14 protein-coding genes are annotated in these 17,003 nt (G+C 68.5%); 9 read left to right on the forward strand and 5 right to left on the reverse strand.

The window, feature by feature from the left end:
• Nucleotides 1–52 precede the first annotated feature (52 nt).
• On the forward strand, nucleotides 53–1,150 hold the full coding sequence (zapE, locus tag I3K84_RS03065; RefSeq protein WP_041836257.1) for a cell division protein ZapE: 1,098 nt from the start codon (nucleotides 53–55) through the stop codon (nucleotides 1,148–1,150).
• The gene (locus tag I3K84_RS03070; RefSeq protein WP_196995485.1) at nucleotides 1,150–1,836 is read left to right on the forward strand and encodes a hypothetical protein; all 687 of its coding nucleotides are present in this window, start codon (nucleotides 1,150–1,152) and stop codon (nucleotides 1,834–1,836) included. The genes zapE and I3K84_RS03070 overlap by 1 nt, the downstream gene beginning before the upstream one ends.
• 161 nt (nucleotides 1,837–1,997) lie before the next feature.
• Here the strand turns inward: I3K84_RS03070 and I3K84_RS03075 are convergent, their stop codons facing one another.
• Nucleotides 1,998–3,086, reverse strand: coding sequence for an IS5-like element ISDisp1 family transposase (locus I3K84_RS03075; protein WP_011803559.1), 1,089 nt, complete (start codon nucleotides 3,084–3,086; stop codon nucleotides 1,998–2,000).
• Nucleotides 3,087–3,410: 324 nt separating this feature from the next.
• Entirely contained in the window at nucleotides 3,411–5,414 is a 2,004-nt protein-coding gene (locus tag I3K84_RS03080; protein WP_196995486.1) for a U32 family peptidase, read from the reverse strand.
• A gap of 205 nt (nucleotides 5,415–5,619) precedes the next feature.
• Between I3K84_RS03080 and gltS the strand changes: the two genes are divergently transcribed.
• From gltS to I3K84_RS03115, 7 genes are all read left to right on the forward strand, one after another.
• Complete coding sequence (gene gltS, locus I3K84_RS03085; RefSeq protein WP_011805491.1) at nucleotides 5,620–6,834, forward strand: sodium/glutamate symporter; 1,215 nt, start codon at nucleotides 5,620–5,622, stop codon at nucleotides 6,832–6,834.
• 28 nt (nucleotides 6,835–6,862) lie between these two features.
• Complete coding sequence (locus tag I3K84_RS03090; protein WP_011805490.1) at nucleotides 6,863–7,099, forward strand: hypothetical protein; 237 nt, start codon at nucleotides 6,863–6,865, stop codon at nucleotides 7,097–7,099.
• Nucleotides 7,100–7,152: 53 nt separating this feature from the next.
• The gene (gene tadA, locus I3K84_RS03095; protein ID WP_196995487.1) at nucleotides 7,153–8,238 is read left to right on the forward strand and encodes a tRNA adenosine(34) deaminase TadA; all 1,086 of its coding nucleotides are present in this window, start codon (nucleotides 7,153–7,155) and stop codon (nucleotides 8,236–8,238) included.
• Nucleotides 8,231–9,217, forward strand: coding sequence for an LD-carboxypeptidase (locus I3K84_RS03100; protein WP_196995488.1), 987 nt, complete (start codon nucleotides 8,231–8,233; stop codon nucleotides 9,215–9,217). Before tadA ends, I3K84_RS03100 begins: the two co-directional genes overlap by 8 nt.
• Nucleotides 9,218–9,306: 89 nt before the next feature.
• Nucleotides 9,307–11,817: a penicillin acylase family protein gene (locus I3K84_RS03105; protein WP_196995489.1), complete on the forward strand. Its 2,511-nt coding sequence runs from the start codon at nucleotides 9,307–9,309 to the stop codon at nucleotides 11,815–11,817.
• A 361-nt stretch (nucleotides 11,818–12,178) separates the two neighbouring features.
• Nucleotides 12,179–12,583, forward strand: coding sequence for an OsmC family protein (locus tag I3K84_RS03110; RefSeq protein WP_196995490.1), 405 nt, complete (start codon nucleotides 12,179–12,181; stop codon nucleotides 12,581–12,583).
• On the forward strand, nucleotides 12,580–13,485 hold the full coding sequence (locus tag I3K84_RS03115) for a pirin family protein (RefSeq protein WP_196995491.1): 906 nt from the start codon (nucleotides 12,580–12,582) through the stop codon (nucleotides 13,483–13,485). Before I3K84_RS03110 ends, I3K84_RS03115 begins: the two co-directional genes overlap by 4 nt.
• Nucleotides 13,486–13,543: 58 nt before the next feature.
• On the opposite strand, the gene I3K84_RS03120 is transcribed toward I3K84_RS03115, so the two are convergent.
• The 3 genes from I3K84_RS03120 to I3K84_RS03130 are packed head-to-tail and all read right to left on the reverse strand — an operon-like array spanning nucleotide 13,544 to nucleotide 16,995.
• A complete protein-coding gene (locus tag I3K84_RS03120; protein ID WP_047350309.1) occupies nucleotides 13,544–14,431 on the reverse strand; it encodes a MinD/ParA family protein in 888 nt (295 codons plus the stop codon).
• 13 nt (nucleotides 14,432–14,444) lie between these two features.
• Entirely contained in the window at nucleotides 14,445–15,218 is a 774-nt protein-coding gene (locus I3K84_RS03125) for a GGDEF domain-containing protein (protein WP_172206754.1), read from the reverse strand.
• A 34-nt stretch (nucleotides 15,219–15,252) separates the two neighbouring features.
• Nucleotides 15,253–16,995: a SulP family inorganic anion transporter gene (locus I3K84_RS03130; protein ID WP_196995492.1), complete on the reverse strand. Its 1,743-nt coding sequence runs from the start codon at nucleotides 16,993–16,995 to the stop codon at nucleotides 15,253–15,255.
• Nucleotides 16,996–17,003: the final 8 nt, after the last annotated feature.

Consider the following 17,003-nt stretch of genomic DNA (forward strand, 5'->3'; position numbering starts at 1 on the left):
GTGTGACAAGCGCTGGCAGCTATTGTTTTTGAAGCATAGGGATAACATGCGGGTGAACGTCAGGCAGGCGTACGAGGCCGAGCTGGCCGCCAAGGGCTTCAAGAGCGATCCGGCCCAGTTGCGGGCCGTGGATGCGCTGGAGCGTTGTGCCCAGGAATGGGGAGCGTACAAGCAGCGCCGCTCCAACACGCTGAAGAAGCTTATCAACCGGCCCCAGGTGCCGCGGGGCGTGTACATGTACGGCGGTGTGGGGCGGGGTAAGAGCTTCCTCATGGACTGCTTCTTCAACGCCGTACCCATCAAGCGCAAGGTGCGTCTGCACTTTCACGAATTCATGCGCGAAGTGCACCGTGAGCTGGCTGGCCTGCAGGGGACGCAGAACCCCCTGGATGTGCTGGGAGCACGCATCGCCAAGCGCTATAAGCTGATCTGTTTTGATGAGTTCCACGTCGCGGACATCACCGATGCGATGATCCTGCACCGCCTGCTGGCGGCGCTGTTCGACAACGACGTGGGCTTTGTCACCACTTCCAACTTCAAGCCCGACGAACTGTACCCCGGCGGCCTGCACCGCGACCGCATCCTGCCCGCCATCGACCTGCTCAACGAGCGCATGGAGGTGGTGAACGTGGACAACGGCACGGACTATCGGCGCCGTGCGCTGGAGCTGGTCGAGCTCTACCACACGCCCCTGGGCCCCGCGGCGGACGCGGCCATGCAGCACGCCTTCGAGCAGTTGGCCGAAGTGCGTGACGAAGACCCGGTGCTGCACATCGAGGCGCGCGAGATCAAGGCCATCCGCCGTGCGGGCGGCGTGGTGTGGTTCGACTTCCGCGAGCTGTGCATGGGCCCCCGGTCGCAGAACGACTATCTGGAAATCGCCTCGCAGTTCCACACGGTGCTGCTGTCCAACGTGCCCTACATGCCTGTCAGCATGGCGTCGCCCGCGCGCCGGTTTACCTGGCTGGTGGACGTGCTCTACGATAGGCGCGTGAAACTCGTCGTCTCCGCCGCCGTGCCGCCCGAGCAGCTCTATACGGAAGGCCCCCTGGCGCATGAATTTCCACGCACCATTTCGCGCCTCAACGAGATGCAATCCAAGGAATTCCTGGCGCTTGAGCGGCGCGTCGTCGATACCGGACTGACCTGATGCCTGCACTGCCTTCCCGCTTTCTTGCCGCAGCCCTCCTGTGCATGGGTGGGGCAGCGCTGCCTCCCCTGGCGGCGTGGGCTGCCGACGCTCCTGTGACCGATGCAGCGCAGGCGCAGCGGCAGCGCCGGACCCAGCGTGAGCACATCCAGGCGCAGCGCCGGGAGATCGAGGCGCAGCGTGAGCGCGGCGAGGCGGCTTGCTACCAGCAATTTGCCGTGGAGGATTGCCTGCGCAGGGTGCGTGTACAGGCACGTGAGGCCGACAACGTGCTGCACCGCCAGGAAGTGCAGATCAACGATGCGGAGCGCCGGGAGAAGGCGGGGCAACGCCTGCAAGCAATCGAGGAGCGCAAGCAGGAGCAACGCCAGAAACTGGAAGCCGGGGAGCGTCCCGCCCCGATGCGGGTGGCGCCTCGCAACGCGCCGCAGAAGCCCCGCGAGCAGGAGGCGCGCGACCGTGCGCAGCAGCAGAGCCGCCGCGCAGCCGAGCATTCGGCCGATGTGCAACGCCGTGAGCAAACGCAGCCCCAGCGCATCCAGGATTCCCGCGCCCGCTACGAGGCCAAGCAGCAGAAAGCGCGTGAGCGCCGCGAACGCCTTGAGCGCCAGCAAGCCGAGGCGGCCGGCCGCAAGCCGTCGCCGGCATTGGCGCCGCCGGCCCCGGCCGCGGGCAGCGACCGTTGAGTGCCCTTTAGCAGGCCGTTGAAAAAGTGCTTTTCGAACGCATCAGGGACGCTGAGTGCGAAGACACGAGCTGCCCAGACGCGTCTGCGCAGCGATTGCAACGGCCCATCTGGCCGGTTTGCAGGCCCTCCCGCCCATTTCGGGCGCACGTATCCCTGGGCTCACGCATGATGCGCGTCCCACCAGCCGCCGATGCTGCCCATTCGCACAAGGTTGTAGGTGGCAAAGCACAGCAGCGCCTGGCCCGTGAGCTTGGCCTGACCGATCAGCTTGGTCTTTGCCAGACCACCGACGGTCTTGATCCAGCCAAAGGCCTCTTCGATGCGCTTGCGCACCTTCAGGCTGGTCTTGTAGCCCTCGTGCCGTGTCACTCGCGCATCCACCGCCGAGTGTTTGTCCTTGGCCGCCACGTGGGGCGTGACTTTGAGCTTTCTGCAGCCTTTGATGAAGGCCTTGCTGTCGTAGCCCTTGTCGGCACCGACCGTGGCCCGTTTGTTCCTGTTGCCCCGACGCTCCAACATGGCCAGCGCCGCCTCGCGCTCGGCCGTGCCGCTGGCGTGGGTGATCTCGACATCCACGATCAGCCCGTTGCGGTTCTCCATGAGGATGTGCCCCATGTGGCACAGGCGGGATTTGTCGCCCTGGCTCTTCTTGAACAGCCGGGCATCGGCGTCCGTGGTGCTCTCGTGGGTGTCGTTGCAGCGCTCCTGCCCCTTGAAGTCCACCTCGGGGTTGCGCCCAGGCGGCGTGCCGCTGTCGTCGTCTTTGCGCTTGAAGCTCTTGTGCGAGGCCCAGGCGTCAATGAGCGTGCCGTCCACGCTGAAGTGCTCGTCGCTGGCGAGCTTGCCCCACTGGGCACTGAGCTTGACGCGCTCGAAGAAGGCGCGGGCGAGGTCTTCGTTGAACAGACGTTCGCGGTTGGCGCTGAAAGTGGAGTGGTCCCAGACCTTGTCTTCGATGTTCAGGCCCACGAACCAGCGGTACAGCAGGTTGTAGTTGATCGCTTCGACCAACTGGCGCTCGCTGCGGATGGAGAACAGGATCTGCAGCAGCAAGGCCTTGAGCAGCATCTCCGGTGGCACCGATGGGCGGCCACGGCGGGCGTACACCGCTTCGAACTCGCGGTTCATGGTTGCCAGCAGCGCATCAACCACCGCGCGCAACTTGCGCAGCGGGTGTGCCTGCGGCACGCGCTCTTCAAGGCTGATGTAGCTGAACATCGCCCCCTGGAAATCTTGACTGCCTCTCATCGTCCTCGTCTGGGTCGTTCACCGATGGCTTCAGATCGTAGCGGCCAACGCGGGCGTCGGCGGGGGATTTTTCAACGGCCTGCTAGTGCGAGCCCTGGGCGCCCTGGGGCGGAGATAGCCGCGCGATTATGGCGGTCCACCCTCCACAGGCCAACGATGCATTGGCAATGTCGATATGCGCCCGCGCGGCGTCGGGCGGGCGGCGCGCCACGTTATCCCCGCAGCCTGTGGGCTGTGCTGTGGAAAACCCCGTGGGCAACTGCGCGAAGCCGCGCCAGTCATGGCCTGGCACGCGATGCCCATGTTTTGGGCAGCAGGCCAGGATCAGGCGGAGGTGGGCGCCGGTCGCGTGCGGTAGAACTGCAGGGGCTGGGCCTGCATGTCCTTGAGGTGCTGGTTCATCACCGACTTCTTCATCTTGCCCACCACGTGCATCTCGCAGGGCTTGCAGTCAAAGCGCAGGGTGAGCTTTTCCTTGCCGTTGATGAGCTGCAGCGGCTCGGCCTTGATGGTGCCCTTCACGCCGATCACACCCTTGGCCTGCTTGGGGCACAGGCTCATGGAGAAGCGCACGTAGTGCTTGGTGATCATCAGGCTGACTTCACCTTCTTCCTCTTTCGATTCGTACGCGGCGTCGATCACCTTCACGCCATGCTTCACGTAGAAGTCGTGCGCCTTGTGGTTGAACACATTGGCCAGGTAGGTCAGCGTGTCTTCGGGGAAGGGCACGGGTGGCTGCACCGGCACGGCGCGCGGCAGGCGCACGAAGCCGGCGGTGCGCGCGTCCTCCAGCGCGACCACGGCGTCACGGCGCAACTGGTTCAGTGCCGATGCGGGCACGAACCACGGCTGCGAGAGCTGCAGCGCCATGGCGTGCACGGCGAAGCGGGTGGCGCCAAAGCGCCCGAGCTGATCGCGCAGCGTGGCCTCGGCCTTGACCGCATCGGTGGCTGGCTGGTGGGGCTGGATGACCGACGCACTGCCCACGAAGCCGTCTTCGTCGGTGAGCGTGAGCGCAAAGCCGTCGGCGGTCTCGGCCAGATGGGCCCACAGGCCGATGCGACGGTCGCTGGATTTCTTCTCCAGCGTGCGCACCCAGTCCATGTCGCGGTTGCGGTTGATCTCCAGGCCCTTGCGCAGGTCCTTGAACTCGGTGATCTCGTTCTTGGGGAACACGCGCCAGATGCCCTTCTTGGGCGCCACGCATTCGGCGCGGTTGATGTGCACGCCCACCAGTTCCTTTTGCAGGTCGTAGTAGCACAGGCCGTCGCCGTTGTGCAGTGCGGTGGCTTTGTCGCTCACCTCCAGCTCGAACCAGTTGTCGCCGATCTGCGTCACCCAGGCGATGGCGCGGCCCGGCGTCTTCGGGGTGTCGAAGGCGCCGATGTCCTCCTTGCGGCCGTTGACGAAGTAGTCGGTGAACTCGCGGTTGAAGTTCTGGTCGGGATCGGGCTCGAACGTGAAGGTGGTGCGGCCGCTGGACGAGCGCGCCAGCGGCTCGCCCGTGAACTCGCGCTCCTCGATGATTTCGTCCAGCAGCTTGCGGTAGTGGGCGGTGATGTTCTTCACGTAACCCATGTCCTTGTAGCGGCCCTCGATCTTGAAGCTGCGCACGCCGGCGTCGATCAGCGCGCGCAGGTTGTCGCTCTGGTTGTTGTCCTTCATCGACAGCACGTGCTTCTCGTGCGCGATGATGCGGCCGGCGCCGTCCAGCACCTCGTAGGGCAGGCGGCAGGCCTGGTTGCAGTCGCCCCGGTTGGCGCTGCGCCCGGTGTGGGCATGGCTGATGAAGCACTGCCCCGAATAGGCCACGCACAGCGCGCCGTGCACGAAGAATTCAATGGTGGTGCGGCTGGGGTCGGTGGCTTCGCGAATGGCCTGGATCTGCTGCAGATCCAGCTCGCGCGCAATCACGATCTGCGACAGGCCTGCGTCCTGCAGAAAGCGCGCCTTCTCGGGCGTGCGGATATCGGTCTGCGTGCTGGCGTGCAGCTGAATCGGCGGCAGGTCCAGCTCCAGCAGGCCCATGTCCTGGATGATGAGCGCGTCAGCGCCGGCCTCGTACACCTGCCAGGCCATCTGGCGGGCACCCTCCAGCTCGTCGTCGCGCAGAATGGTGTTCAGCGTGATGAAGATGCGGCTGTTGAAACGGTGCGCATGCTGGATGAGCCGCTCCAGGTCGCGGATGTCGTTGCCCGCCGTGGCCCGCGCGCCAAAGGCGGGGCCGCCGATGTAGACGGCGTCGGCGCCGTGGTTCACGGCCTCGATGCCGATGTCGGCGTCGCGCGCGGGGGAGAGCAGTTCGAGCTGGTGGGGCAGGAGGGACATAGGGCGTGAATTATCCCGGTCTGCGCCCGGCCGTGCCGGGGCGGGGGTACCCGGCGGCAGGTACGTGTCTGGCAAAATTGCGGGTTTTCCCGGATGGTTCATGGACAGGGCGCTTAGCGCGCGTGTGGTTTGTGCGCCTGCCGCTTCCACCGCCAGCGGCACGGCTGGGTTGCGTCCGCCGGCGTGGTTCTTCCTTTGAGATCACATGGATATACAGTTCAGCACCTACTACACCCTGATCTTCGCGGCCATCGTGCTGCTGGTGGGCAAGTTCCTCGTGCAGCGCATCCGCTGGCTGCGCGAATTCAACATTCCGGAACCCGTGGCGGGCGGCCTGGTGGCGGCGCTCATCTCCTGGGGGCTGAACGCCGCGTTCGACGTGCGTGCGTCGTTCGACACCGGCCTGCAGACCGCCTTCATGCTGGTGTTCTTCTCCTCCATTGGGCTGAGCGCCAACTTCCTCAAGCTGCGCGAGGGCGGCATGGGGCTGATCGTCTTCCTGCTGGTCGTGGTGGTGTTCATCGGCGTGCAGAACAGCGTGGGCGTGGCGCTGGCCACCGCGCTGGGGCTGGACCCGCTGATCGGCCTGATCGCGGGCTCCATCACTCTGGTGGGCGGGCACGGCACGGCCGGGGCCTGGGGCTCGGTGCTGGAAAACGACCATGGCATCCCTGGCGCCATCACCTTGGGCATTGCCTGTGCCACCTTCGGCCTGGTCATCGGCGGGCTGATCGGCGGGCCGCTGGCCAAATGGCTGATCCAGCGCCACGGGCTGAAGCACCCGCAGGGCACGGGCGATGCCGGCGCGCTGGAGGCGGGCACGCCCAACTTCGAGTTCCCGCACAAGACGCGCCTGATCACCGCGGACGCGGCCATCGAGACCATGGCCCTGTTTGCCGGCTGCCTGGCCTTTGCCGAGTTCATGAGCCAGTTGACGAAGGGCACGGCGCTGCAACTGCCCACCTTCGTGTGGGCGCTGGGCGGGGGCGTGCTGATCCGCAACGTGCTGGACTACGTCTTCAACTTCGAGGTGTTCGACCGCGCCATCGACGTGTTCGGCAACACCGGGCTGTCTGTCTACCTGGCGATCGCGCTGCTGTCGCTCAAGCTGTGGGAGCTGGCCGGGCTGGCGGGTCCGCTGGTCATCATCCTGGGCGTGCAGACGCTGGTCATGGCGGCCTACGCGGGCTTCGTCACCTTCCGCCTGATGGGAAGCAACTACGATGCGGCCGTTCTCTGTGCGGGGCATTGCGGCTTCGGCATGGGCGCCACGCCCACGGCGGTGGCCAACATGCAGGCCATTACCAACCAGTACGGCGCGTCGCACAAGGCTTTCCTGATCGTGCCCATGGTGGGCGCGTTCTTCATCGACCTGGTCAATGCCGTGGCCATCCAGGTCTTCATCAACGTGTTCGGCTAAGCGCCCACCACGGCGCGGAGGGCAGGCGGTGCGTACAGGATTCGGACTGATCGGGCTGCTGCTGGCCCTGGCCCTCGTGGCCGTGCTGGTCAAGAAGCAGATGGGCGCCACGCGCGTCGCCGTGCCGCCCGCTGTGCAGGGGCTGCCGGCGCCGGCGGAGGGCGCCGCCTCCACGGTGCGCGCGCAAAGCCAGCAGGTGCAGCAGCAGGTGAAGCAGCAGATGGACGCACTGGTGCAGCAGCCACGCACCCTGCCCGAAGATTGATGGCCAAAATGGACTCTAGCGCTTATCCGTCAAGCGCAAGCAGCTATTGAAAGATGAGCGAATCCGACGACGCCCACTGGATGCGCGAGGCCATCGCCCAGGCGCACGCCGCGCAGCAGGCGGGCGAGGTGCCCGTGGGCGCCGTGCTGGTGCGCGATGGGCAGGTGATCGCCACCGGGCGCAATGCCCCCATCGCCGGGCACGACCCCACGGCGCATGCCGAGATGGCCGCGCTGCGCGCCGGCGCGGCGCAGCTCTCCAACTACCGGCTCGACGGCTGCACGCTCTACGTCACGCTGGAGCCGTGCGCCATGTGCAGCGGCGCCATGCTGCACGCGCGCCTGCCGCGCGTGGTCTACGGCGCGGCGGACGCCAAGACCGGCGCGGCGGGCTCGGTGGTCAACCTGTTCGCCGAGCCGCGTCTCAACCACCAGACCGCAGTGCAAGGCGGCGTGCTGGCCGATGAATGCGGTGCACTGCTGAGCGACTTCTTCCGCGACCGCCGCCGCTTCCAGCGGGCGCAGCAACTGGCCGCCCACCCGCTGCGCCAGGACGCGCTGCGCACGCCCGACGCCGCCTTCGCCCATCTGGGCGGCCCCGCGCCGCATTACGTGAGCGATCTGCCCGCGTTGGCCGGCCTGCGCCTGCACTACCTGGACGAAGGCCCGCGCGACGCCGCCCGCACCTGGCTGCTGCTGCATGCCAGCCCTGGCTGGAGCCATGGCTGGCAGCCCATGCTGGCGGCCTTCGCGCAGGCCGGCCACCGCGTGGTAGCGCCGGACCTGATCGGCTTCGGCCGCAGCGACAAACCCAAGAAAGAAGCCGCCCACCGCCTCGACTGGCATCGACAGGTGCTGGCCGAGCTGGTGCAGCGCCTGGCCCTGCGCGGCGTGGTGCAGGTGGCGCAGCCCGGTGCGCCGCTGCTGCCCGATGCGGCGTCGGCGCCCCTGGTGCGCGTGCTGCATGTGCGGGGGGGGGCGCCCTGCGATGCCGCGCCGTTCCCCGATGCCGGCCATCGCGCCGGGCCGCGCGCCTTTGCCCGTTTTGCCGATGCCGATGCCGCGCCGCTCCTCACCGTGCCGGACGCCAGCGCCGCCTCGGCGCTGCGCGCTATGGAATACTTCACCCGCTATGCCTAACCACCCCCACGACTGCGGCCACGATCACTGCGATCACCCTCACGGCCCCCGGCACATCTACATCTACTCCCCTTCCGGCGCGGTGCGCGACAAGGCCGCGTTCAAGCGCGGCATTGCCCGCCTGCAGGCCATGGGCCACGAGGTGGAGGTGGACCCGGACGCGCTCGCGTCCCACACGCGGTTTGCCGGCGACGACGCCACGCGCCTGGCCGCCATCCACCGCGCGGCCGCCAGCGGCGCCGACGTGGCGTTGATCAGCCGCGGCGGCTACGGTCTCACGCGCATCCTGCCGGGCATCCAGTACAAGGCCGTGGCCAAGGCGGTGGAGCGCGGAACCCAGTTCGTGGGCGTGAGCGACTTCACGGCCTTCCAGTCCGCGCTGCTGGCCAAGACCGGCGCCACCACCTGGGCCGGCCCGGCGCTGGTGGGAGACCTGGGCGTGCCGGGCGAGCCCGACGACATCATGCTGGCCTGCCTGGACGATCTGCTCACCGGCCACGGCGAGGGCAGCGGCTGGCGCATGAACGCCGAGAAACCCCGCGCCGACGGCCAGCCCGCCGTGCGCGACATCTACGTGAAGAAGGCCACCCTGTGGGGCGGCAACCTGGCCGTGCTGTGCTCGCTGGTGGGCACGCCGTATTTCCCGCAGGTCAAGGGCGGCGTGCTGTTCCTGGAGGACGTGGGCGAGCACCCTTACCGCGTCGAACGCCTGCTCACCCAGCTGCTGCACGCCGGCGTGCTGGCCCAGCAAAAGGCCGTGGTGCTGGGCCAGTTCAATGAATACAAGCTCACGCCGCACGACAAGGGCTTCAAGCTGCAGAGCGTGTTGGACTGGCTGCGCACGCAGATCAAGGCGCCCGTGCTCACCAACCTGCCGTTCGGCCATGTGCCCACCAAGGTGCTGCTGCCCGTGGGCGCGGAGGTGTCGCTGTCGGTCGAAGGGCGCGACGCGCTCATCTACTGGGGCCATGCCCACTGAGATGCTATTGATTTAAGAGCTGCCAGCGCTTGAAGGGTGGGCGCGATGGCAGGTTTTGGCTTGAAACGCCGCGACGGCGGGGAGGCGGCATGGGCAGATCGCAACGCATCGGCGCGGGCGCCGTGGTGGCGCTGGTGGCAGCGCTGCTGCTGGCCGGCAGCGTGGCCGCGGTGTATGCGCTGCGCAGCTTCCCGCAACTGGACGGGGCGCTGCGCTCCGCCGGGCTGCAGCACGCCGTGGCGGTGCGCCGCGACGAAGCCGACGTGACGCACATCGAGGCGCAGACCCCCTGGGACGCGTGGTTTGCCATGGGCTACGTGCATGCGCAGGAGCGCACCTGGCAACTGGAGTTCAACCGCCGGCTGATGCACGGCGAGCTGTCCGAGATCCTCGGCCCCGCCACGCTGGATACCGACAAGCTCATGCGCATGCTGGACATCATGGGTGCGGCGCGCCGCCAGTACGCCGCGCTGCCCGCGTTCGCGCGCGAGGCGCTGCAGGCCTACAGCCGGGGCATCCAGTCCTTCCACGCGGCGCGGACCCAGGCGCTGCCGCCGGAGTTTTTGCTGCTGGGTGCGCGGCCTGGCGGTGCGCAGGGTGTGGCCTGGGCGCCCGAGGACAGTGTGGCCTGGGCGCTGATGATGGCGCTGGACCTGGGCGGCAACTGGGGCAACGAGTTCGCGCGCCTGTCGCTGGCGGCCACGCTGCCCACCGAGCGGCAGTGGCAGCTCATGCCGCCCTATCCTGGCGAGGCGCCCGCGACGGCGGTGGACCTGCAGGCGCTGTACCGGTCGCTGGGCGTGTACCGCACGCCGCAGGCGGCTGCACCGGCCCCTCAGGCCGATGCCGAGCCCGCAGGCGAAGGCGCGGCGCAGACGCTGCAGGCCTGGTCGCAAGACTTTGTGGCGGGCCTGGGCACGCCCGGCGGGCGCGGCAGCAACAACTGGGTGCTGGACGGCACGCGCACGGCCAGCGGCCGGCCGCTGCTGGCCAACGACCCGCACCTGGGCCTGGGCGCGCCGGCGCTGTGGTACTTCGCGCACCTGAAGGCGCCGCAGGGCAGGGCGTCCGACGGCACGCCCGTCGCGGCCATTGACGTGATCGGCGCCACCTTGCCGGGCCTGCCCTTCGTGGTGCTGGGCCGCACGGCCGAGGTGGCCTGGGGCTTCACCAACACCGCGCCCGATGTGCAGGACCTGTACATCGAGGCCATCCACCCCGACGACCCCACGCGCTACCGCACGCCCGAGGGTTGGCAGGGCTTCGAGCAGCGTGAGCACGTGATCCGCGTGAAGGGCCGCCCTGATGTGCGCCACACCGTGCGCAGCACGCGCCATGGGCCGGTGATCAGCGATGCGCAGCCCGCGCTGCACGGCAGCGTGCTGGACCTGCGCCGGCATGTGATCGCGCTGCGCTGGAGCGCACTGGATGCCGACAATTACACCGTGCTGGCGGGCCTGCTGAGCAACCAGGCGCGCTCGGTGGAGGAGCTCTTCGCAGGCATGGCGCACTACCACTCGCCCATGCAGAGCGTGGTGGCGGCGGACGTGCATGGCGCGATCCGCTTCCAGGCCTTTGGGCGCGTGCCCCTGCGTGCGGCCGACAACGACCTGCGCGGCGTGGCCCCCGCGCCGGGCTGGGAGGCGCGCTACGACTGGCAGGGCTGGCTGCCCCTGGCGCAGGCGCCGCAGGACGACGGCGGCGCGCGCGGCTGGGTCGCCACGGCCAACCAGCGCATCACGGCGCCGGGCTATCCGCACTTCCTGACGCAGGACTGGGCCTTGCCCTACCGCTACCAGCGCATAGAGCAGCAGCTGGAGGCACGGCGCCTGCACGACCTGCCGTCCCTGCGCGCGCTGCAGGGCGACACGGTGTCCTCCGCCGCGCTGCGCCTGTTGCCCCATTTGCTGGCGGCTCCGGTTTCGCAGCCGCTGGCGCGGCAGGCCCAGGCGCTGCTGCGCGGCTTTGACGGCGACATGCGCGCCGACCGCGCGGCGCCGCTCATCCTGTCGGTGTGGGCCGACGAGCTCACGCGCGCACTGGTCGTGCCCCGCGTGGGTGAGGAGCGCTTTGCCGCCACCTACGGCCGGCGGGACTTCCGTGCGGGCCTGGAAGGCATGCTGGAGCGCGGCGACACCTGGTGGTGCGCGCCCCACGGCTGCGCCGCCCATGCCGGCGCGGCGCTGGAGCGCACCGTGCAGCGCCTGGCCGCGCGCTATGGCAACCAGCCCGAGCGCTGGGCGTGGGGCGCGGCGCATCCGGCGCTTTCCGTGCACAAGCCGCTGGGCAGCGTGCCCGTGCTGTCGCGCTGGTTCAACGTGGGCGTGCCCTCGGGGGGCGATGCGTACAGCGTCAACGTGGGCCAGTACAACGCTGCGCAGCCCGTGGAGCCCTTCGCCAGCCGGCACGCGGCCTCGCTGCGCGCGCTGTACGACCTGCAGGACCCGGAGCGTTCGCTGTTCATTTACCAGACGGGTCAGAGCGGGCTGGTGTTCTCGCCGCGCTACGCCGACATGGCCCAGGCCTGGGCCGGCGGCGGCTACCGCCCCCTGCAGCGCCAGCCGCGCCGCTACGTGCACCAGTTGCAGCTGCGCCCCTAGGGCCTGTTCACACTATTTTTGCCAGTGCGAATGGCGTGAAAACCGCGCCAATCTAGGCGCGTGACGACGCCAAGGCCGGGGCCTTGGCTAGGAGGGCAACGACGAATGGCGCGGTTTTCACTCCGTTCCCTCCGGGTTGCGATCAAAAAGGGCCATTCGCGGCGTTGCCAAGCCTCGCTGGGGTAGCACCCCAGCTTCGTTTGGCGCCTTGCGCCTGGCCCTTTTTGATCGCAACGCATCTGGCAAAAATAGTGTGAACAGGCCCTAGACACCGGGCGGGCGCACGCCGCGGTGCCGCTTGTCACGCTTGTCACGCCTCTCGCATTACAGTGGCACGGACAACCCTGAAGGAGAGCCGTCCATGACCATCCAGTTGCAGCGCATCAAGGGCACCCCCATGGCCCAGCGCCTCACCATCCGCAGCCACGAATGGGCGGTGGACGGCACGGCCGCCGAAGGCGGCGACGACACCGGCCCCAACCCGCACGACCTGTACGACGCCGCGCTGGGCGGCTGCAAGGCGCTCACGCTGCTGTGGTACGCGCGGCGCAAGGGCTGGGACGTGCAGGACGTGCGCACCGTGGTGGAGCGTGATGCCTCGCAGGAGCGCAGCGGTACCTATCGCCTGGCCACACGGCTGCAAGTGCAGGGCGACGTGAGCGATGCGCAGATCGCCGAGCTGCAGGCCGCGATCGGCAAATGCCCCGTGCACAAGCTCATGACCCAGGTGACCACCGAGATCACCACCGTGGTGGAGCGCGCATGAGCGCCGACGCCATTCCTGCGCAGGGCCCTCTGCGCCTGAGCGGGCACTTCAAGGACCTGGGCGGCGGCTTCACCGTGCGCCGCCTGCTGCCGGCGCTGCAGCGCCGGTCGGTGGGGCCCTTCGTGTTCTTCGACCACTTCGGCCCCGCGACGGTGGCGCCTGCATCCGCCTACGACGTGCGGCCCCACCCGCACATCGGGCTGGCCACGGTCACCTACCTGATCGAGGGCGCGATCCTGCACCGCGACAGTGTGGGTTCGCTGCAGCAGATCGAGCCCGGCGCCATCAACTGGATGACGGCGGGGCGCGGCATCGTGCATTCCGAGCGGCGCCCGCCCGCGCTGGCGCACAGCACTTATGTGAACCACGGCATCCAGCTCTGGGCGGCGCTGCCGCAGGCGCATGAGGAAGCGGCGCCGCATTTCGCCCATACCCCTGCGGACCAGATCCCGGCCTACCAGCATGGCGGCGCAGCGGTGCGGGTGCTGATCGGCGCGGCCTTCGGCTGCCAGTCGCCCGTGGCCACGTTTGCGCCCACGCTGCTGCTGGATGTGCAGCTGGAGCCGGGTTCTGCGCTGGACCTGCCCGCGCTCGCCGACGAGATGGCGCTCTACACCGTGAGCGAGGGGCTGTGGCTGGACGCCGGGGCGTTGCCCGCGCAGACGCTGGCGCTACTGGAGCCCGGCCGCTCCACCAGCGTGCGCGCGGGTAAGTCGGGGGCGCGGTGTGTGGTGATCGGCGGCGCCGCGCTGGACGGCCCGCGCCATATCTGGTGGAACTTCGTTTCCAGCCGCAAGGAGCGCATCGTGCAGGCCGCCGATGACTGGGAGCGCGACGCCATGGGCCACATCCCGGGCGAGAGCGAACGCATTCCCCTGCCGCCGCGGAGGTTCCTGGGGTAAGTTGTTGAGAGAAAAATTGGCTGTAGCGCTTGTTGGGTAAGCGCTAGCAGCTATTTTTTCAGGAGCGATTTGCGCCCGGTCCTTCGGGGGATGGCGTGAGCATCGTGGACTCCACCTTGTTCGCCAACTGGGCCACGGCCAGCGCGGCGGGGCAGCCGGGCATCTGCAGCATCAGCAACTGGCGGCGCATCACGGCGTCGCGCACCGAGGTGTCGGCGGGAATGTCCCCCACGTGGATCAGCCGCATGGGGCGGCCGGTGTCGGTGGTCACGAAGCGGTCCAGCACCTGCTGCAACTGCCCGGTGATGGCGCGTCCGTCCCCCGGACGTGCGGCCTGGTTCACCACCATGCGCACGTGCTGGCGCTTTTGCTGGGTGGCCAGCACCTTGATGGCGGCGTAGGCGTCGGTGAGCGACGTGGGCTCGGGCGTCGCGACGATGAGCACCTCGTGCGCCAGCGAGACGGAAAACAGCACCACGTCGGAGATGCCCGCGCCGGTGTCCAGCAGCACCACGTCAAAGCGGGGTGCCAGCGTGTGGATGACGTTGAGGAATTCGTTGCGCACCTCGGGCGTGAGGCGCGAGTACTCGACCATGCCGGAGCCGGCCAGCAGGACCGAAAAGCCGCCGGGCGCCTTGATCACGGCGTCTTCCAATTGGGCCTTGCCGGTAAAGACGTCGTGCAGCGTGACCTTGGGGGGCAGGTTCAGCACCACGTCCAGGTTGGCCAGGCCCAGGTCGGCGTCCAGCACCAGCACGCGGTGCCCGCGGCGGGTGAGGGCGGCCGCCAGATTGGCGGACACGAAGGTCTTGCCCACGCCGCCCTTGCCGCTGGTGATGGCGATGATGCGTGCGTTGGCAGGTGTGGTGGAGGGCACGGAAGCAGAAGCCGGCGCAGCGGCGCCGGCCGGTGGAGTCGTCGGGTTGGGGGACAGCGCGTCGTTCATCACTACTGGGCTTTCAATAGGCGCTGCCTGTGGATGGATCCAAAGGCGGGGGCAGCTCGCCACATCCCGACGGAGTGTATAGCGGGCCGAACAGCAGACTCTTTTCTTCCGCAGTGACCGTGCTGTCGGGTTGTTCTTCGATGCTGATGCAGTTGCGGCCGCCGAGCTTGGCCTTGTACAGCTCGGCATCGGCCCGGTCGGCCCACAGGGCGGTGGTGCTGCGGATCCATTGCAGCGCGAAGGCGCCGCCGATGCTCACGGTGACGTTCAACGTGAGCGATGGCGAGATGCGCACGGGCGTGGCTTCGATCGCGAGGCGCACGCGTTCGGCGATCACCCGGCCAAAGCCGAACTGGCAGGCGGGCAGCACGATGGCGAATTCCTCGCCGCCGTACCGGGCCACGGTGTCCATGGGGCGTACGCAGCTCTCCAGCGTACGCGCGACGGACTGCAGCACGATGTCGCCGGCCAGGTGGCCATGGCGGTCGTTGACCTGCTTGAAATGGTCGATGTCCAGCATCAGCAGCAGCGCGGCTTCGCCCGAGCGCGCGACCCGGTCGATCTCGCGCTCCAGCACCGCACGCACGTGGCGGCGGTTGGCCAGCCCGGTGAGCGGGTCCTTTAGCGAGAGTTCGCACAGGCCGTCAATGAGGTTCTGCAGGTACAGCAGCGGCGTCTGGCCCTGCAGGGACACTTCGGAACCCAAGGACTGCGCCACCAGGGCATGGGCCGTGGCCAGACGCAGGTCGCGCAGAGAGACGGAAGCGGGGGACGCGGTGTTTGTCACAACCAGAAACAAATATCTATCGGCAGTGTAGCAGCTATAGCTTCGGTAGCGGCTGAGCTGGGCCACTTGTGTCGGACTGCGGGGCCGAGGCAGGCTTCCCGGCGTCGGGAGGAGCCAGCCTCTGCAGTGCCGCGATGGCCTCGGCGTCGGTGCGGTACAGCGCGAAGTTGGGTCCCGGCGCCAGCGCGCCTGCATTGTCCAGCGTGTGCTGTACCGGTAGCTTGATGCCGGTCACATGCAGCGTGCCGCCGTGGCTTTGCAGCAGCGCGCGCAGGCGGATGAAGGCCTCCACGCCCGTCACGTCGATGCGGTTGATGGGCAGCGCGAACAGGCACAGGTGGCGGATGGACGGGCGCTGGGCCAGCTCGTCGGTCACGCGGCGCTCCAGCGCATTGGCGGAGGCGAAGTCCAGCTCGGCATCCATGCGCAGGGCCAGCAGCTCTGGCGCCAGCGGGGGCAGCTGCCACAGGTGGCGGTCGCGCAGGCTGCCGTCGGGGTGCAGGCCCACCTCGATGATGCGCGGGTGCAGCCGCTGGTAGAGAAAGTGGCTCAGGTTCATCAGCAGGCCCACCAGCACGCCCCAGTACATGCGCGGTGCCGTGGCCAGCGTGAGGCCGAAGGTGACGAGGCCGATGGCCGTCTCCACGCGCGAGACGCGCCACAGGCGGAACATGCCGGCGGGCTTGATGAGGCTGGTGACCGCTGTCACCACCACGGCGGCCAGCACCGGCTGTGGTACGTGGTACAGGGCCGGCGTGAGCCACAGCAGCGTTGCCAGCACCAGCACCAGCGCGAACAGCGTCGCCCAGCCGCTCTTGGCGCCTGCATACAGGTTGATGGCGGAGCGCGAGAACGACGCGCTGGTGGCAAAGCTGCCGCACAGGCCCGAACTGATCTTGGCCATGCCATGGGCGATCAGGTCCTGGTTCTCGTTCCAGCGGGTGCCGCCCTGGTGGTGCTCCACCTTGGCGCTGGAGGCGGTCTCCAGGAAGCTGACCAGCGTGACGACCATCACCGGCATCACCAGCGCGCCCATTTCTTCCCACGAGAGCCATCCCGGCCAGTACAGCGTCGGCAGGCCGGAGGGCAAGTGGCCGATCACGGCGCCGTCGGCATCGGCATAGCCCATGGCCCAGCTGATGAGCGCCGCCAGCGCGATCACCACGATGGCGGCCGGGAAGCTGGAGCGCCAGCGCCGCGCCAGCACCAGGCAGCCCAGGCTGCCCAGGCCGAACGCCAGCGCGCGCAGATCGAAGTGGTGCAGCGACGGGCTGACCGCCAGTGCGCTCCAGCTGGTGCGAAGGCCCAACAGGTCGGGCAGTTGCGAGGCCAGGATCAGCAACGCCGCAGCCTGCGTGAAGCCGCCCAGCACCGGTGAAGTTACCAGGTTGAGCAGCCAGCCGAAACGCACCACGCCCAGCAGCAGCTGCAGCAGGCCCGACAGCAGGGCCATCCACACCGCCAGCGTGACCCAATGGGCGCTGCCGGGCTCGGCCAGCCCGGTGATCGACGCGCCGATGAGCAGGCTGGTGAGCGCCGTGGGCCCGACGCCGAGGCGGGTGGATGAGCTCCACAGCACGGCCACCAGTGCCGGCACCAGCGATGCGTAGATCCCCGTCACCAGCGGCATGCCGGCCAGCGCGGCGTACGCCACGCCCTGCGGCACCAGCATCAGCCCGACGGTCATGCCGGCCCAGAACTCGCCCTGCAGCAGCGCGGATGTCGGGCGGGGCCAGGAGAGAAAGGGAAACCAGCGATGCAGCAAGGATGAGGACATGGGCCGAT

The organism is Diaphorobacter sp. JS3051 (assembly GCF_015832135.1).
GTDB lineage: Bacteria > Pseudomonadota > Gammaproteobacteria > Burkholderiales > Burkholderiaceae_C > Diaphorobacter > Diaphorobacter nitroreducens.

What these genes read in the sequence shown, in the direction of transcription:
- I3K84_RS03120 (WP_047350309.1), bottom strand. Translation starts at nt 14,431, where the DNA reads ATGAACGACGCGCTGTCCCCCAACCCGACGACTCCACCGGCCGGCGCC.
- I3K84_RS03115 (WP_196995491.1), top strand. Translation starts at nt 12,580, where the DNA reads ATGAGCGCCGACGCCATTCCTGCGCAGGGCCCTCTGCGCCTGAGCGGG.
- I3K84_RS03100 (WP_196995488.1), top strand. Translation starts at nt 8,231, where the DNA reads ATGCCTAACCACCCCCACGACTGCGGCCACGATCACTGCGATCACCCT.
- I3K84_RS03080 (WP_196995486.1), bottom strand. Translation starts at nt 5,414, where the DNA reads ATGTCCCTCCTGCCCCACCAGCTCGAACTGCTCTCCCCCGCGCGCGAC.
- I3K84_RS03130 (WP_196995492.1), bottom strand. Translation starts at nt 16,995, where the DNA reads ATGTCCTCATCCTTGCTGCATCGCTGGTTTCCCTTTCTCTCCTGGCCC.
- gltS (WP_011805491.1), top strand. Translation starts at nt 5,620, where the DNA reads ATGGATATACAGTTCAGCACCTACTACACCCTGATCTTCGCGGCCATC.
- I3K84_RS03105 (WP_196995489.1), top strand. Translation starts at nt 9,307, where the DNA reads ATGGGCAGATCGCAACGCATCGGCGCGGGCGCCGTGGTGGCGCTGGTG.
- I3K84_RS03075 (WP_011803559.1), bottom strand. Translation starts at nt 3,086, where the DNA reads ATGAGAGGCAGTCAAGATTTCCAGGGGGCGATGTTCAGCTACATCAGC.
- tadA (WP_196995487.1), top strand. Translation starts at nt 7,153, where the DNA reads ATGAGCGAATCCGACGACGCCCACTGGATGCGCGAGGCCATCGCCCAG.
- I3K84_RS03070 (WP_196995485.1), top strand. Translation starts at nt 1,150, where the DNA reads ATGCCTGCACTGCCTTCCCGCTTTCTTGCCGCAGCCCTCCTGTGCATG.
- I3K84_RS03110 (WP_196995490.1), top strand. Translation starts at nt 12,179, where the DNA reads ATGACCATCCAGTTGCAGCGCATCAAGGGCACCCCCATGGCCCAGCGC.